The sequence below is a fragment of the Cohnella endophytica genome (genome assembly GCF_003628305.1).
GTDB classification, from domain to species: Bacteria; Bacillota; Bacilli; order Paenibacillales; family Paenibacillaceae; genus Cohnella; species Cohnella endophytica.
On the sequence record NZ_RBZM01000016.1, the window covers coordinates 1 to 16861 of the forward strand.

Consider the following 16861-nt stretch of genomic DNA (forward strand, 5'->3'; position numbering starts at 1 on the left):
TTTCCCAATTCGTAAGACCCCTTGAAGAACACGAGGTTGATAGGCTCGGGGTGGAAGCGCGGTAACGTGTGGAGCTGACGAGTACTAATCGGTCGAGGGCTTATCCTAACGAATTGACAACAGTAAGGCAATGATACATTCACCTTTCTTCTAAGCTTTGTTTCGCATCCAGTTTTCAAGGCGCAAGCCTTAAGTAGAAGCGATCTCATTCGGGATGGCTTCTTTTTTGTTGTCTTTTTCGGTCGGTCGGGACGCTTGTCCATGCCCTCCGCCAAGCGATTCGGCTTCGAAGAGAATAAGAAACGAAGTTCCTCGGACGAAGTAGCGAGGGGCTTTTTTGTTCATACTTAAAGTAGCTGTTCGAACGCTTAACGGGTCTAATCGCAGGATTGCGCAGAGACTTTGCATTTTTCGTAAAACGGCGTATAATGAGACTATAGTCAAAGAAAGTCAAAGTCAGATCCCACCATCATCAACCCCCTGGAAGGAGGTTGGACGTTGCGTAATATTACCGAACTTATCGAACATTATTTAAAGCAAATTTTGCAGGGCAGCTCGGAAGGCTCGGTCGAAATCCAGCGAAGCGAGCTGGCCGACAAGTTCTCCTGCGTCCCGTCGCAGATCAATTACGTCATCAGCACAAGGTTTACGCTGGAGAAAGGCTATTTAGTCGAAAGTAAACGCGGCGGGGGCGGATATATTCGCATCCAGCAGGTGAACTTACCTTCATTAGAAGCAGTCCAGAGACACATTCAGCAGACGGTCGGGGAACGAATCGACCAGACGGCGGCGGAAGGGCTGATCTACCAACTGTTGGAGGCCGAATTCATTACCGAGCGGGAGTCGTGCTTGTTAAAGGCTGCCGTATCCCGCGAGGTGCTGGCGCTTAAGCTGCCTCTTCGCGACGAGATACGCGCCAAGCTTATGAAGGCGATATTGATCGCCCTGTTGGCCAAATAAGGAAGGGAGGATCGATCGATGCAATGCCAGGAATGCGGTAAACGCCCCGCGACGCTGCATTTTACGAAGATCGTCAACGGCGATAAGGCGGAGTTGCACATTTGCGAGTCGTGCGCGAGGGATAAGGGGGAGCTCATCCCCGGTACATCCGCCGGATTTTCCATTCACAACCTTTTGTCGGGATTGCTCGACTTCGAGTCTCCGAACCCGAATCCGCTGGCCAAACCCACGGCGGTCAAATGCGATACATGCGGCATGACTTACGCTCAGTTCAGCAAGATCGGACGATTCGGATGCAGTCATTGCTACAAGCAATTTTCCGATCGGCTTGATCCCTTGCTGAAACGGGTACATGGTAATACGGTACATGTCGGGAAGGTGCCCAAGCGGGCGGGCGGAAGGCTAAAGACGAAACGGGAGATCGATCGTCTCAAGAAGGAAATGCAAGGCCGGATCGAGCGCGAGGATTTCGAGACCGCGGCGCAATTGCGCGATCGGATTCGCGAGCTCGAGAAAGAAATGAGCGGTTGAAGGGTAGGAACAGACGATGGTGAAAAGAAAATTCGTCAAGCAGGCGCTAAGTCATTGGATGAATGGGGCGGGTCCGGACTCGGACGTCGTCATCAGCAGCCGGGTACGCATCGCTCGCAACATCCGCAACTTGCCGTTCCCGATGATGGCGGCTCCCGACCAATCGCTCTCCGTTATGGAACAGTTGCTCGGCGTAGCCGAGAACGGCAGGCTGAACGGTCTCGGCAAGATCGAGCAAGTCCGGTTAATCGAGCTAACGGAGTTGGAGAAGCTGGTGCTCGTCGAGAAGCACCTAATCAGTCCGAACCTGGCGAGCGAGTCCCGCAACGGGGCGTTGATTTTAAGCCCGAACGAAGAAATCAGCGTCATGATCAACGAAGAAGACCACTTGCGCATTCAGTGTTTATGCTCCGGATTCCAGGTTCACGAGGCTTGGGATTCCGCCAGTAAGATCGACGACATCTTCGAGGAGCAAGTCGACTATGCCTTCGACGAGAAGCACGGTTACCTGACGAGCTGTCCGACGAACGTCGGCACGGGAATTCGGGCTTCGGTCATGATGCATCTTCCGGCTTTGGTAATGACCGGTCAGATCAACCGGATCTTGTCCGCCGTCACTCAAGTCGGGCTCGCCGTTAGAGGTCTGTACGGCGAAGGGAGCGAAGCGACCGGCAACCTGTTCCAAGTATCGAACCAGATTACGCTGGGACAATCGGAGCAGGAGATTATCGAAAATTTATTTCAGGTCGCACGCCAGATGATCGAACACGAGAAGTCCGCGAGGAGTAAGCTAGTAACCGAGTCAAGGCTTCGCGTCGAGGATCGGGTGCGGCGGTCGTACGGCATTCTGACTCAAGCCGTCATCATGGACTCGAAGGAAGCGTCCCAACGGTTGTCGGACATCCGGCTCGGCGTTCATCTCGGACTGCTGCCGGAAGTGAACGGGCAGGCCTTGAACGAGCTGCTCGTCTCCACGCAACCTGGATTTCTTCAGATGGCGTTCGGCGAAGCGATGAGTCCCGAAGATCGCGACCGGTCAAGAGCGGAATTAATTCGTTCGCGACTGGCAACTGTTTCATAAATGTTTTATTCTTAACTTTATAGGAGGTGTGTCTCATGATGTTTGGTAGATTCACGGAACGTGCGCAGAAGGTATTGGCTTTGGCTCAGGAAGAAGCAGTGCGTTTGGGACACAATAACATCGGTACGGAACATATTCTGCTCGGTTTGATACGGGAAGGCGAGAGTATCGCGGCGAAAGCCTTGATCGCGCTCGGACTCGGTCTCGAGAAAATTCAAGACGAAGTCGAGTCTTTGATCGGACGCGGGCAAGAGCAGCCGACGAATATCGCTTACACCCCGCGCGCGAAAAAAGTTATCGAGCTGTCCATGGACGAAGCGCGCAAGCTCGGCCATACCTACGTCGGCACGGAGCATATTCTGCTCGGCCTTATTCGGGAAGGCGAGGGCGTAGCCGCACGCGTGCTGAACAATCTCGGCATTAGCCTGAATAAAGCCCGCCAGCAAGTTCTTCAATTGCTTGGCAGCAACGAGAACGTATCGCAGAATCACGGCCCTTCCGCCAACGTCAGCACGCCGACGCTAGACGGTCTGGCTCGCGACTTGACGGCCAGCGCGCGGGACGGCAATATCGATCCCGTTATCGGCCGCTCGAAGGAAATCGAACGCGTCATCCAAGTACTTTCCCGCCGGACCAAGAACAATCCCGTCCTTATCGGGGAGCCGGGCGTAGGTAAAACGGCGATAGCGGAAGGACTGGCTCAGAAAATCGTGAACAACGAAATTCCCGAGACTTTACGCGACAAACGCGTTATGACGCTCGACATGGGTTCCGTCGTTGCCGGTACCAAGTACCGCGGGGAGTTCGAAGACCGACTGAAAAAAATCATGGACGAGATTCGTCAAGCCGGCAACGTCATCTTGTTCATCGACGAGCTGCACACGCTGATCGGAGCGGGCGGGGCGGAAGGCGCCATCGACGCTTCCAACATCCTGAAGCCGGCTCTTGCACGCGGCGAGCTGCAATGCATCGGGGCGACGACGCTGGACGAATATCGCAAATATATCGAGAAAGACGCGGCTCTCGAGCGCCGGTTCCAACCAATTACGGTCGACCAACCGACGCCGGAAGAAGCCATTCAAATCTTGCTCGGCCTTCGCGACCGTTACGAAGCGCATCACCGGGTCAAAATTACCGACGAAGCGATCGACGCGGCGGTGAAGCTGTCCGACCGTTATATTCCCGATCGTTTCCTTCCGGATAAAGCGATCGACCTGATCGACGAAGCGGGCTCCAAGGTGAGATTGAATTCGTATACGGTACCGCCTAACTTGAAGCAACTGGAAACGCGTCTGGACGACATCCGCAAGGAGAAGGACGCCGCGGTTCAGAGCCAAGAGTTCGAGAAAGCGGCCGCCCTTCGCGATACCGAGCAAAAAATTCGCGAAGAGCTCGACCATACGAAAAACCAATGGAAAGAAAAACAAGGCCGCACCGATTCCGAGGTTACGCCCGAGGATATCGCTCAAGTGGTGGCGAGCTGGACGGGAATTCCGGTCAGTAAGCTGGCGGAGGAAGAAACCGAGCGCCTGCTGAAAATGGAAAGCATCCTGCACGAACGCGTCATCGGACAGGAAGAAGCGGTGAAATCGGTCGCCCGCGCCATTCGCCGGGCTCGCGCAGGCTTAAAGGATCCGAAGCGTCCGATGGGCTCGTTCATCTTCCTTGGACCTACGGGCGTTGGTAAAACGGAACTCGCCCGAGCAATCGCGGAAGCGATGTTCGGCGACGAGAATGCCGTTATCCGCATCGATATGTCGGAGTACATGGAGAAGCACTCCACGTCCCGTCTGGTCGGAGCGCCTCCGGGATACGTCGGCTACGACGAAGGCGGACAACTGACCGAGAAAGTGCGCCGCAAGCCGTATTCGGTCGTGCTGCTCGACGAAATCGAGAAAGCCCATCCCGAAGTATTCAACATCTTGCTGCAAGTGCTCGAGGACGGTCGCTTGACCGATTCCAAAGGCCGTTCCGTCGACTTCCGGAACACGCTGATCATTATGACCTCGAACGTCGGAGCGGAACAAATCAAGAAAAACTCGACGCTCGGCTTTACGGCGGCGCAGGATGCCGGCCGCGACTACCAGAACATGAAAGAAAAAGTTCTGGCCGAGCTCAAAAAATCGTTCCGTCCGGAGTTCCTGAACCGGATCGACGAGTCGATCGTGTTCCACCCGTTGAACGAAGAGCATATCGCTCAGATCGTTACGTTGATGGCCGACGATCTCCGCAAGCGCCTCGTCGAGCACAACGTCAGCTTCGAACTGACCGAATCGGCCAAAGCGTTCCTGGCGAAGGAAGGTTACGATCCGCAATACGGAGCGCGTCCGTTGCGTCGGGCGATCCAGAAGCACATCGAGGACCGTTTGTCCGAAGATTTGCTGCTCGGCAAGATTTCCAAGGGCCATTCCCTCGTCATCGACGAAGAGGAAGGCGGCTTGGTCGTCAGGCAGAAGGGCGAGATCGAGCTAACCAAAGCTTAATCGTTCGGATTAAGGCAAGTTGAAGAGACCCTCCGCAAGTTCCCCGAATCGGGAGCATGCGGAGGGTCTTTTTCGCGTAAAAGAGGCGTCAAGGTTTCTCTAAGGCTCGGCTCATGTTAAACTTTAGGATGTAGCGAAAAGACATTTTCCCGTAAAGAAACGCTAGCGGGAAAAATGCGTTTTTCCCGGAAGGAGGACTGTCGGCCATGGCCAAGGTCAAAATAAAGTTCGCCTGCACTCAATGCGGAACCGAATCGCCGAAATGGATGGGCAAATGCCCCGGCTGCAACGAATGGAACACGATGGTCGAAGAGACCGAAACGGAGATCAAGGCGCCTGTCGGACGGAGTGAGCTAACCCGCACGAAAGAAAAAGCGCGCCCCATCATAGATATAGAGAGTGGGCAAGAGCCCCGCATCTTGACGGGGATGTCCGAGTTGAACCGGGTGCTCGGAGGCGGGCTCGTTCCCGGCTCGCTGCTGCTCGTCGGCGGGGATCCCGGAATCGGGAAATCGACCTTGCTGCTACAGGCCTCCTACTCCCTTTCCGCTAAGGGGCTAAAGGTTCTGTACGTGTCCGGGGAAGAATCGGTGAAGCAGACGAAGCTTCGCGCGGATCGGCTCGGCGCGCTGAACGACAAGCTGTACGTATTGTGCGAGACGAATCTCGAGGTCATCGAGGAAGCGATCGCCGAGGTAGAGCCGGATTTCCTCGTCATCGACTCGATCCAGACTGTGTATCGCCCGGAAATCGCCTCCGCTCCGGGCAGCGTCGCGCAGGTAAGGGAATGCACCGCCCATTGCATGAGAATATCCAAAATTAACGGAGTGGCGACCGTGCTTGTCGGGCACGTTACCAAAGAGGGGGCCATCGCGGGCCCTCGATTGTTGGAGCATATGGTCGATTGCGTCCTGTATTTCGAAGGGGAGCGCCATCACACGTATCGAATTTTGCGAGCGGTGAAAAACCGCTTCGGTTCGACTAACGAGATCGGCATTTTCGATATGGCGGAAGAGGGACTTCGGGAGGTTACGAATCCTTCGGAACTGTTCTTGTCCGAGCGGCCGCTTGGCGTATCCGGCTCGACCGTCGTTGCCAGCATGGAGGGAACGAGGCCCGTACTCGTCGAGCTTCAGGCACTCGTCTCCCCCACTCATTTCCCGTCGCCACGCCGCATGGCATCCGGGTTCGACCATCATCGGATGTCGCTGGTCATCGCCGTGCTCGAGAAGCGAATGGGCATGTTCCTGCAAAATCAGGACGCTTACTTGAACGTCGCGGGCGGAGTCAAGCTTGACGAGCCTGCTGCCGATCTGGCCGCGATAGTCAGCCTCGCTTCCAGCTTCAAGGACGCCCCGACCAAGCCGTTCGACGTCGTTTTCGGAGAGGTTGGCCTTACGGGCGAGGTGCGAGCCGTATCCCGCGCGGAGCAACGGGTGAAGGAGGCTCACAAGCTGGGCTTCAAGCGAGTCATCATGCCGGAGATGAGCATGAAGGGCTGGCAGGCGCCTAAGGATATTCAGCTTATCGGAGTCAAGACGGTAGCGCAAGCACTAAAAGCCGCATTGGAATAGGGGGTATCGATGACATAATGAAAGAACCTAAGGAAAGAGACCCTAGAGAAAAAGAACGCAGCCAGCAAGAGAAAACGATGAACCTGCTGCTTCAGATGGTTGCTCCCGGTACCCCGTTCCGAGACGGGCTGGAGAACGTGCTGCGCGCGAAGACGGGAGCGCTGATCGTCGTCGGTTATAGTCCGGAAGTGATGGAGGTCGTGGACGGCGGCTTCTCCATCAACTGCGACTTTAGCCCGAACTATCTATACGAATTGGCCAAAATGGACGGAGCCATCATTCTCAACGAGGATGTTAAACGCATTCTATACGCGAATACGCAATTGATCCCCAATTCCACCATTTCATCGTCGGAAACGGGCATTCGACATCGGACCGCGGAGCGGGTGGCGAAGCAGACGGGCAAGCTAGTCGTTTCCATCTCCCAGCGGCGTAACGTCATTACGCTATATCAGGGCAATCTTCGCTACGCGCTCAAAGAGATGGGAGTTATTCTTACGAAAGCAAATCAAGCGATTCAAACGTTGGAGAAATACCGGGCGGTGTTCTCCCAGTCGCTTACAAACTTATCGGCTCTGGAGTTCGAGGAAATGGTGACGATGCACGAAGTCGCCCACGTTATCCAGCGCGCGGAGATGGTGCTTCGCATCAACAACGAAATTAACCGATACGTACTCGAGCTCGGCAACGAAGGCAGACTGATCGCCATGCAGAAGGAAGAATTGGTCGGTTCGGCGGAAGAAGAAGCGTGGTTGCTGTTGCGAGATTACGCTAAGGAAGAAGGGGAAAACAAGGTTCACGAGATCCAAGCCGCGCTGCGCAAGCTATCTTCGGAGGAGTTGCTGGATTCGACGCTGCTTATCCGGTTGCTGGGATACCCTTCCTTGAGTTCGGTCGTTGAAGAAGGTTTATTGCCGCGAGGCTATCGGATGCTCACCAAGATCCCAAGGCTGCCGAGCGTTATCATTAACAACCTAGTCGATCGCTTCTGCGCGCTCCCACATATTGTCATGGCTTCCATCGAAGAACTGGACGAAGTAGACGGGATCGGAGAAGTACGGGCAAGAGCGATTAAAGAAGGGTTGAAACGCATTCACGATCAGGTGTTTGTTGACAGACAGATATAAGGGGAATACAATTGGAATGTTCTTCATTGAGGATTTTTCCATTCGTTTTCCAGAATGAACGCGTCTCGCAACGCTTAACATTCTCATTAATAGGGTATAGTAAAGTCGAGGTGGCATAACATGATCGCAAAATCCATACCGAACCTGTTCACCATAGGGAACCTAAGCTTGGGCGTAATCTCCATTATTTTGGCGTTCAATGATCAAGCCAACACGGCAGCGCTCTTGGTCATTATCGCGATGCTTCTCGATGGACTGGATGGACGCGTTGCCCGCGCGCTGAACGCGCAGAGCGAATTCGGCAAAGAATTGGATTCTCTGTCCGACGTTATCTCGTTCGGGGTCGCACCGGCATTCATTATGTATCAGGCGGCTTTCCAAGGAGTCAGTCCGGCATTGGCTTGGATCGTGACCGCGATTTTCCCGATTTGCGGAGCTTTAAGATTAGCTAGGTTTAACGTCATCGACGGCATTCCCGGCTACTTCATCGGATTGCCGATTCCCGCCGCGGGCGGAGTATTGGCTACGTTAGCGCTTTTCCATTACGAGCTTCACTACACGCTGCTTCTGATTAGCACCGTAGCATTGTCGTTCCTGATGATCAGCAACATGAAATATCCGAACTTCAAGAAGCTAGGCCTGCCGCGCAAAGCGATCTGGGCCATTCCCGTCGTCGTGGCCGGAGCCGCCGTACTTGCATTCATGTTCCAACAAGCGATTCCCAAAGTCATCCTGGCGCTTCTTCTTATCTACGCGCTCTGGGGCCTAAAAAAAAACGTTGATGGACTGATGCCATCCGCTCGCCGCGCGAAACGGATGCAGGACGCGAAGGAAAAAGAACAATCCAAGCATAGCGCTTAATATCGATTGAACGAAAAAGCAGCCCCGGGGGCTGCTTTTTTGCATTATGCGCAAGTTTCCTAGGTTAAATTAAACCAACCAAGCGTCGAGCATTTGTCCGCTTCCTTGGAAACGACTTCGTCCAAGTCGATATCCAGCAGGTTGCACATGGCCGACATATAGAACAGATTCTTGCCCATCTCGCTTCGAATGATTTCGCGGCATTGTTCGCAAAGATTGCCTTCCATGTGGGATTTCGACTGGCGATGGGCTTGATCCAGCTTCATCTCCTCGGAGAACCCTTGATTACGGGCATTCAACGAGATGCAACCGCATTCGGTGATCGACTTGGATACGGCGCGGTTCACGGATGCGTTCGACTGGCTATACTTCGTGACGACATCGAGCAGACTGCGATGACGGAGCAATAATTCCGACACCTGACTCTGAAACTCCCGGAGCGTAGGCGCGCTCATCCGTTCCACCTCGGTTTACCTTAAATTTACTTTTCCTTCTTCATTATAGTTCAAGGGATGCCGGAATTCAAAAGAAGTTATCGTTTTTGAGGAAACTTTAAGAAGGTTGCCCAACGGAGATTAGCTTTCTAGAAATTGGAACATACTAGTAACGATAGTTCTGACTTAGGACAAGAAAGGAAGTGATTTATCATGATCATGAAAAGAGTTATTCAATCATTGGGATTGCTGATCGGCGCGTTGCTCGGAGAGCAGTTGACGAATTGGCAATCGTCCTCGGAATCGCCTTGGATGGGTTCGTTACTTAGCGCCTCGTCCGGTTCGGGAGGTACTTTCAGCGCGATCGTCGGCGCTTGCGCGGGGTTCCTGTTCGCCACTTCCATCGCCACGCCATTATCCCGAGCCTTGCAACGGGGAATCGATCGGTTGTCCGGTTATCCGATATCGGAGCTGTTGTCCGGTGTCGTCGGATTGACCTTCGGACTTGCGCTATCTTCCTTCCTGTATCCTTTTATGACGGATATTCCGTACGTCGGACAAGTATTGGCGGCGGGAACGGCATTAACGCTCGGATACGCGGGAATCAGGGTGGGGACGCGCAAGAAGGACGAGATCGGCGAGTGGCTTAGCGCGCGCAAGGCGGCGGATGCTCCGAAAGCCGACGGACCGAGGTACGAGGAACACAAAATCCTCGACACGAGCGTTATCATCGACGGACGGATCGCGGACATCTGCAAGACGGGGTTTATCGAGGGAACGTTGGTCATTCCGGAGTTCGTGCTGGAGGAGCTTCAGCATATCGCGGATTCCTCCGATCTGCTCAAGCGGAATCGGGGGCGGAGGGGACTCGATATTTTGAATAAAATCCAGAAGGAACTGGACGTCAGGGTACTCATCTACGAGGATGCCAACGAAGAACCCGGAGAAGTGGACAGCAAGCTCGTCAAGCTCGCCAAGGCGATGCAGGGCAAGGTGGTCACGAACGATTTCAATCTCAACAAAGTATGCGAGCTGCAGGGCGTATCCGTCCTTAACATTAACGATCTGGCGAACGCGGTGAAGCCCGTCGTGTTGCCCGGCGAGGAAATCGTCGTTCAGGTCATCAAGGACGGCAAGGAGCATGGACAAGGCGTCGCCTACTTGGACGACGGTACGATGATCGTGGTGGAAGGCGGCAGGGATTTCATCGGAACGACCATGGAAGTGCTCGTGACGAGCGTGCTTCAGACGTCGGCCGGCCGGATGATCTTCGCGAAGCCGAAGCTATTGGAAAAAGCGCTCTAACAAGGTATGATAATAGGAATACGGGCGGGACGCGCTCTAATGTCCCGTCTTTCGTTTTGTTATCAAGAGATCTTACGTCATACGTTGCTCTAATAAGGGGATCATGTCCATGGAATGGGGAGCTGTCATAGTCGCGGCGGGGCGAGGTACCCGGATGGGGGCGGCGGATAACAAGCCCTATCTCAAGCTGGCGGGCCGGTCGGTGTTGGCACATACGCTGGAAGCTTTCGAGCTGTGCTCCTCCGTCTCCCGAGTCGTTCTCGTCGTATCGTCCGGCGAACAGAAGAAAGCCGCGGAGATTATCGGGCAGGAAGGCTATCGCAAAGTCGGGATGATCATCCCGGGGGGAGCGGAACGGCAGGATAGCGTATACGCGGGGTTGTCCGCGCTGGAGACGGAAGGCGTTCTCGTTCACGACGCGGCCAGGCCGCTAGTGACGGCCGCGCAAATTCAAGCTTGTTGTTTGGCGGCGGAGGAGCACGGTGCTTCTGCTTTGGCCGTTCCCGTGAAGGATACGATCAAAGTATCGGACGGCAACGGGTTCATCTTGGCGACGCCCGAGCGCAAGACGCTGTGGAGCGTGCAGACTCCGCAGGCTTTTTGGCGTCTGGAACTGATGCAAGCGCACAGGCAGGCGCAAGAAGAAGGCGCGGCCGCCACCGACGATGCGATGCTGCTGGAACGGCTGGGGCGCAAGGTCGCCATCGTTGAAGGAGATTACGCGAATATTAAAATTACGACGCCGGAAGATTTGCCGATCGCGGAGTTGCTGTTGGCCAGGCGTCATGGAGAGGAGATCCCGTTATGATTAGAATAGGACAAGGTTTTGACGTGCATCAGCTCGTGGAGGGTCGGCCGTGCATTATCGGAGGCGTTACGATTCCTTACGAGAAAGGGTTGTTAGGTCATTCCGACGCCGATGTGCTGCTTCACACGATTAGCGATGCGATATTGGGAGCCCTCGCGCTCGGAGACATCGGCAAGCATTTCCCGGATACGGATCCCGCGTTCAAGGATGCGGACAGCCTAGTCTTGCTGGAACGCGTATGGGCGCTCGCGAAGGAGCGGGGCTACAAGCTAGGCAATACGGATGCGACGATTATCGCCCAAGCGCCGAAAATGGCGCCTTATATTCCGGCGATGGTTACCGTAATCGCGCGAGCGTTGGAATGCGAGGAATCGCAAGTCAACGTCAAGGCGACCACGACGGAACGATTAGGTTTTCCGGGAAGAGGCGAGGGAATCGCTTCGCAGGCGGTCGTGCTGCTCTTGAAACAATAGATCGAGTCTTATATTGGAGGAATACCCATGTCTACTAAAGTACGCGTGCGTTACGCGCCAAGCCCGACGGGACATTTGCATATCGGGAACGCGAGAACCGCCATTTTCAATTATTTATTCGCCCGTCATCACGGCGGGGATTTTATTATCCGCATCGAAGATACCGACGTGAAACGCAACGTGGCCGGCGGGGAAGAGAGCCAGCTTAAGTATTTGACCTGGCTCGGCGTCGATTGGGACGAGAGCATCGATCGCCCGGGCGATTACGGTCCGTACCGCCAGACCGAGCGTCTGGATATTTATCGCGAGCACACGGACAAGTTGCTCGCCGACGGAGTAGCCTATTCTTGCTATTGCTCGGAAGAAGAGCTGGAGCGGGAGCGCGAGGAGCAGTCGGAACGCGGCGAGACTCCGAAGTATTCGGGCAAATGCCGCCATTTGAGCCCTGAAGCGAAAGCGGAATACGAGGCGGACGGACGGATTCCGAGCATTCGGTTCACCGTGCCCGCCGATCGTACGTACACTTTCAAGGATACGGTCAAAGGCGAGATTTCCTTCCGTTCCGACGACTTCGGCGATTTCGTTATCGTGAAAAAGGACGGCATCCCAACGTATAACTATGCGGTAGCCGTGGACGATCATATGATGGCGATCTCGCACGTGCTTCGGGGAGAAGACCATATCACGAATACACCGCGTCAACTTATGGTGTACGAAGCGTTCGGCTGGACGCCGCCGGAATTCGGACATATGACGTTGATCGTCAACGAGTCGCGCAAGAAGCTGTCCAAGCGGGACGAGTCGATCGTACAGTTCATACAGCAGTACGACGAGCTAGGTTACTTGCCTGAAGCGTTATTTAACTTCATTACGTTGCTGGGCTGGTCTCCGGAAGGGGAAGAGGAAATCTTCGGGCGCGAGCAGCTGGTCGAAATTTTCAACGAGAGCCGGTTATCCAAGAGCCCGGCCGTATTCGATACGGCGAAACTCAATCACTTGAATCAACACTATATGAAACAAGCGACGGCGGAGCGGGTTGTCGAGCTATGCCTGCCGCACCTGAAGTCGTCCGGACGCCTTTCCGCGGAACCGAATGCCGTCGAACTGGAGTGGGCAACCGCGTTGGTAACTTTGTTCCGCGATCACCTGCGTTTCGGAGCGGAGATCGTACCTTTGTCGGATCTGTTCTTCCAAGAGGGGTTGGATTTCAACGACGAGGCGACCGGCGTATTGGCAGAAGAAACCGTTCCGACCGTTCTGGGCGCTTTCCTCTCGGCGGTGGAGGAAGCGGGAGAAGAAGGCTTCTCGATCGACAACATGAAGGTTCTGATCAAGTCCGTGCAGACGTCGACCGGAGTGAAGGGCAAAGGCTTGTTCATGCCGATCCGCGTCGCGTTGACTGGACAGACCCATGGACCGGACCTGAACGGCACGATCTGGCTGCTCGGTCGCGAGCGCGTCATCGCGCGGTTGAAGGAACGTCTCGCCGCGAAGGGCTGAGGATTGGAGCGTTAATTCGACGAATCGAGGGATCCGAGAACATTTAGTGGTCTGGTAAAACCTTAATTCGACGAATCAAGCAGCCGAGAGATAGTTAGTGGTCTGTGGGAGCGTTAATTCGAAGAATCGAGGGATCCGAGAACATTTAGTGGTCCGGCAGAACCTTAATTCGACGAATCAAGCAACTACGAGGTAGTTAGTGATCTGTGGGGGCGTTAATTCGAAGAAACGAGGGATCCGAGAGCATTTAGTGGTCTGGCAAAACCTTAATTCGACGAATCAAGCACCCAAGAGGTAGTTAGTGGTCTGTGGGGGCGTTAATTCGAAGAATTGAGGGATCCGAGAACATTTAGTGGTCTGGCAGAACCTTAATTCGACGAATCAAGCAGCCGCGAGAGCGATAACGGTAGGAAATGCCGCTATTGCATGCCCCGGGAAGTCCGAGAGCGATGCAAGAGGCATCCACTTCCCTGTCTCTTGTCACCCGCGCGGCGTTGGGATATACTTGATCCATATCGTAAATGTGCGACGAACAGGAAAGTAAGTTTCGTTTAGAGAATGTCCAGAGAAGGCGGTCATGGCTGAGAGCCGCCACATTCCCGCGAAACCGAATTGCGCCTGGGAGCTGCGCCGCCGATCGGAACAACCGAAGGTATCGTGATGTTTGCATCGCGTTCCCTAAGTCTGTTGCGGGTAAGCGGTGCCGGGAGGAACCCGTTAACCATCCATGGAGGAGCAAACGCCTATCGGCGCGAGCTTAAGCAGAGTGGGACCACGTCACGACGTCTCTGCAGCGAACATTCGCTGCGGAGACTTTTTTTGTATTCCGCTTGAATTCGCATCAGGGCTCGATATAGACAGGCAGAGGGGGACGCCATGATGGGAATATGGCGAACGATCAAATCCGATATCGAGGCCGTGTTCGAGAACGATCCCGCCGCCCGCAGCTGGGTGGAAGTCGTATTCACGTACGCCGGTCTCCACGCAATATGGTCACATCGCATCGCTCATTTTTTCTTCCGTCGCAAGCTGTATTCGATCGCGCGAATGATCTCCCAAGTGAGCCGGTTTTTTACGGGCATCGAGATTCACCCCGGAGCGCGGATCGGGAATAAGCTGTTTATAGACCATGGGATGGGGGTCGTCATCGGCGAGACCTGCGAGATCGGGGACGAAGTCATCATCTACCAGGGAGTAACCCTAGGCGGGACGGGTAAAGAAAAAGGAAAGCGACATCCGACGATCGGCAATCGGGTCGTCATCGCGTCCGGAGCCAAGGTGCTCGGATCGTTCACGGTAGGAGATAACTCGAATATCGGAGCGAATTCCGTCGTCCTTCGCGAGATTCCGCCGAATAGCACGGTCGTGGGAATTCCCGGCCGCGTCGTGAAGCGCGACGGCAAGAAAATCGGGGACCGGCTCGACCATACGAACCTGCCGGATCCTTTAATCGAGACTTTCCGCTTCATGCAGAAGGAAATCAACGATCTGAAAGCGGAGATCGAGCGCTTGAAGGCGAAGGAACCGAATGGGAACGCTAGCCTTGTCAAACCGAACGATTCTCGCGAATCCGACGCTCTCGTCAAGGAAGCGGCTTACGAACACAAAAGGAGCAATGTCACGTGAACTTGAAAATATATGATAGCATGGCCAGGGAAGCAGTGCCTTTCATCCCCCGGGAGCCGGGAAAAGTCAACATGTACGTATGCGGCCCGACCGTATATGACTATATCCATATCGGCAACGCGCGGCCGGTCATTTTCTTCGACGTCGTTCGCAGATACTTGGAATCGATCGGTCTTGAAGTTAACTACATCGTCAATTACACCGACGTGGACGATAAAATGATCCGTAAGGCCGCGGAACTCGGCATTACCGTGCCGGAGCTTGCCGAACGCTTCATTGCCGCCTTCAACGAGGATCGGGACGCGCTCGGCGCGCACCGCCCGACCATCACGCCCCGCGTGACGGAGAACATCGTGGAAATCGTGGACTTTATCCAAGGCTTAGTCGATCAGGGCGCGGCATACGAAAGCTCCGGCGACGTTTATTTCCGGACCGCGTCTTTTCCGGAATACGGCAAATTGTCGCATAAAAATCTCGACGAGCTGCAATACGGCATACGGATCGACGTCGACGAGCGCAAGGAAAGTCCGCAGGACTTCGTGCTGTGGAAGGCGGCGAAGCCGGGAGAAATCCACTGGCCAAGCCCGTGGGGCGACGGCCGTCCGGGATGGCATATCGAGTGCTCCGCGATGGTGCGCAAATACGCCGGAGATACGCTCGACATCCACGGCGGCGGACACGACTTGCAATTCCCTCATCATGAGTGCGAGATCGCCCAGTCGGAGTCGCTTACGGGAGAGCCCCTATCGCGCTACTGGATGCACAACGGCTTCGTGAATATCAACAACGAGAAAATGTCGAAGTCGCTGGGCAACGGCGTGAACGTTCGCCAGCTTCTCAAGGGCACGAGCAAATTCGCGATCCGTTATCTCATGCTTACGACCCATTATCGTAGCCCGCTTAACTTCAGCGACGAGACCATTCGCCAGGCGGCGAACAGTATCGAGAGACTGACGAACTCCCGGGACAATGTGAAGCATCGGCTTTCGGCGGTAGCCAAAGGAGAGCTGTCGCTGCCGGCCGACGAAGCGTTAAACGCCCGCCTGGACCGTTTGCAAGCGGATTTCCACGCGCGGATGCAGGATGATTTCAGCACGCCGGACGCCATCACGGCTTGGTTCGGACTCGTATCGGAAGCGAATGCTTACTTGCAGAGAGAGGCCGTCAGCGAGAAGGACCTGCTTCGGCTGTTGGCGGAGATCGAGAAAATGAACGCGGTTCTCGGACTGCTTCCTTCGGCAACGGAAGAGGGTTTGCTCGACGAAGAGGTCGACGCGTTGATCGCGGAACGGACGTCGGCCCGCGCGAACCGCAATTTCGCCCGAGCGGACGAAATCCGCGATTTATTGGCGGAGCGGGGAATTCTACTGGAAGACACGGCGCAAGGCATCCGTTGGCGCCGCAAATGACGAACCGGGTAGAACTTCCGCTAGCTCCCGTCATCGCTCCGGTCGTACCGACGGACGTGCCCGTCAATCTTCTGTCGCCAGTCGTTCTAGCTTACGTCGGCGATGCCGTATTTGAAATCTATGTTAGGCAGAAGCTCGTGGCCGGCAATAGCCGCAAGCCCCACGAATTGCATCGGGCGGCGACGGGTTACGTGTCCGCCGCCGCGCAAGCGAAGCTGCTGCAGAAATGGCAGCCGATCCTCTCCGAGGAAGAGGCCGACATCGTGCGCCGCGGACGCAATACGAAATCCGGCCAGCCTCCGAAGAACGCCGACCCCGGGGATTATCGCCACGCAACGGCACTTGAATGCCTAGTGGGCTACCTCTATTACAACGGGGCGAAGGATCGACTGGAACAGCTGATCGGCATGGCGTTCGACAAAATAGAAGAGTAACCGATAATCTTATCAATCCGGCGTCGCAACCGTCGCCGCGGATCGTAATAAACAACAAAGGAAGATGAGCAATGAGTAACTACAATTCAAGACCGCCGGGCAATCGTTCGGCTTCCGGCGCGAAGCCTTATTCCCAAGGCGAGCGCAAAGGCGCTTGGTCCGCCGGCGACAAAGGCCGCGGAGAGAAGGACAAGCGTCCTCAAGCTTCCGTTCAGCCTAAGGAATCGGCGGCAGACGCGGAGTTATGGGCCGCGG

At 55.1% G+C, this 16861-nt stretch carries 15 protein-coding genes and 1 rRNA gene; 15 read left to right on the forward strand and 1 reads right to left on the reverse strand.

Annotated features, from left to right (window positions below):
• The 8 genes from D7Z26_RS25820 to pssA form a co-directional block, all read left to right on the forward strand.
• A 23S ribosomal RNA gene (locus D7Z26_RS25820) occupies positions 1-108 on the forward strand; the annotation flags it as partial.
• A gap of 390 nt (positions 109-498) precedes the next feature.
• Positions 499-960: a CtsR family transcriptional regulator gene (locus D7Z26_RS25825; RefSeq protein ID WP_120979924.1), complete on the forward strand. Its 462-nt coding sequence runs from the start codon at positions 499-501 to the stop codon at positions 958-960.
• An 18-nt stretch (positions 961-978) separates the two neighbouring features.
• Positions 979-1491: a UvrB/UvrC motif-containing protein gene (locus tag D7Z26_RS25830; protein ID WP_120979925.1), complete on the forward strand. Its 513-nt coding sequence runs from the start codon at positions 979-981 to the stop codon at positions 1489-1491.
• Between the two features lie 16 nt (positions 1492-1507).
• The gene (locus tag D7Z26_RS25835) at positions 1508-2572 is read left to right on the forward strand and encodes a protein arginine kinase (protein WP_120979926.1); all 1065 of its coding nucleotides are present in this window, start codon (positions 1508-1510) and stop codon (positions 2570-2572) included.
• A gap of 35 nt (positions 2573-2607) precedes the next feature.
• Positions 2608-5055 carry an ATP-dependent Clp protease ATP-binding subunit gene (locus tag D7Z26_RS25840; RefSeq protein WP_120979927.1) on the forward strand — a complete coding sequence of 816 codons (2448 nt, stop codon included), beginning with the start codon at positions 2608-2610 and terminating at the stop codon, positions 5053-5055.
• A gap of 206 nt (positions 5056-5261) precedes the next feature.
• A complete protein-coding gene (radA, locus tag D7Z26_RS25845; RefSeq protein ID WP_120979928.1) occupies positions 5262-6629 on the forward strand; it encodes a DNA repair protein RadA in 1368 nt (455 codons plus the stop codon).
• 17 nt (positions 6630-6646) lie between these two features.
• Positions 6647-7756 carry a DNA integrity scanning diadenylate cyclase DisA gene (disA, locus tag D7Z26_RS25850; protein ID WP_120979929.1) on the forward strand — a complete coding sequence of 370 codons (1110 nt, stop codon included), beginning with the start codon at positions 6647-6649 and terminating at the stop codon, positions 7754-7756.
• A gap of 120 nt (positions 7757-7876) precedes the next feature.
• Positions 7877-8617 (forward strand): CDP-diacylglycerol--serine O-phosphatidyltransferase, encoded by a 741-nt coding sequence (gene pssA / locus D7Z26_RS25855; RefSeq protein ID WP_120979930.1) that lies wholly within the window; start codon positions 7877-7879, stop codon positions 8615-8617.
• A gap of 59 nt (positions 8618-8676) precedes the next feature.
• Here pssA and D7Z26_RS25860 read toward each other — a convergent pair whose 3' ends face one another.
• Positions 8677-9072 (reverse strand): nucleoside triphosphate pyrophosphohydrolase family protein, encoded by a 396-nt coding sequence (locus D7Z26_RS25860; RefSeq protein ID WP_120979931.1) that lies wholly within the window; start codon positions 9070-9072, stop codon positions 8677-8679.
• Between the two features lie 195 nt (positions 9073-9267).
• Between D7Z26_RS25860 and D7Z26_RS25865 the strand changes: the two genes are divergently transcribed.
• From D7Z26_RS25865 to D7Z26_RS25895, 7 genes are all read left to right on the forward strand, one after another.
• A complete protein-coding gene (locus D7Z26_RS25865) occupies positions 9268-10356 on the forward strand; it encodes a PIN/TRAM domain-containing protein (RefSeq protein WP_407643556.1) in 1089 nt (362 codons plus the stop codon).
• A gap of 109 nt (positions 10357-10465) precedes the next feature.
• Complete coding sequence (gene ispD / locus D7Z26_RS25870; protein WP_120979933.1) at positions 10466-11164, forward strand: 2-C-methyl-D-erythritol 4-phosphate cytidylyltransferase; 699 nt, start codon at positions 10466-10468, stop codon at positions 11162-11164.
• Positions 11161-11637: a 2-C-methyl-D-erythritol 2,4-cyclodiphosphate synthase gene (ispF, locus tag D7Z26_RS25875; protein WP_120979934.1), complete on the forward strand. Its 477-nt coding sequence runs from the start codon at positions 11161-11163 to the stop codon at positions 11635-11637. The genes ispD and ispF overlap by 4 nt, the downstream gene beginning before the upstream one ends.
• Before the next feature lie 27 nt (positions 11638-11664).
• Positions 11665-13137 (forward strand): glutamate--tRNA ligase, encoded by a 1473-nt coding sequence (gltX, locus tag D7Z26_RS25880; RefSeq protein WP_120979935.1) that lies wholly within the window; start codon positions 11665-11667, stop codon positions 13135-13137.
• Positions 13138-14016: 879 nt separating this feature from the next.
• Positions 14017-14763: a serine O-acetyltransferase gene (cysE, locus tag D7Z26_RS25885; RefSeq protein WP_120979936.1), complete on the forward strand. Its 747-nt coding sequence runs from the start codon at positions 14017-14019 to the stop codon at positions 14761-14763.
• Entirely contained in the window at positions 14760-16172 is a 1413-nt protein-coding gene (gene cysS, locus D7Z26_RS25890; RefSeq protein ID WP_120979937.1) for a cysteine--tRNA ligase, read from the forward strand. The genes cysE and cysS overlap by 4 nt, the downstream gene beginning before the upstream one ends.
• The gene (locus tag D7Z26_RS25895; RefSeq protein ID WP_120979938.1) at positions 16169-16606 is read left to right on the forward strand and encodes a Mini-ribonuclease 3; all 438 of its coding nucleotides are present in this window, start codon (positions 16169-16171) and stop codon (positions 16604-16606) included. The genes cysS and D7Z26_RS25895 overlap by 4 nt, the downstream gene beginning before the upstream one ends.
• Positions 16607-16861 lie beyond the last annotated feature (255 nt).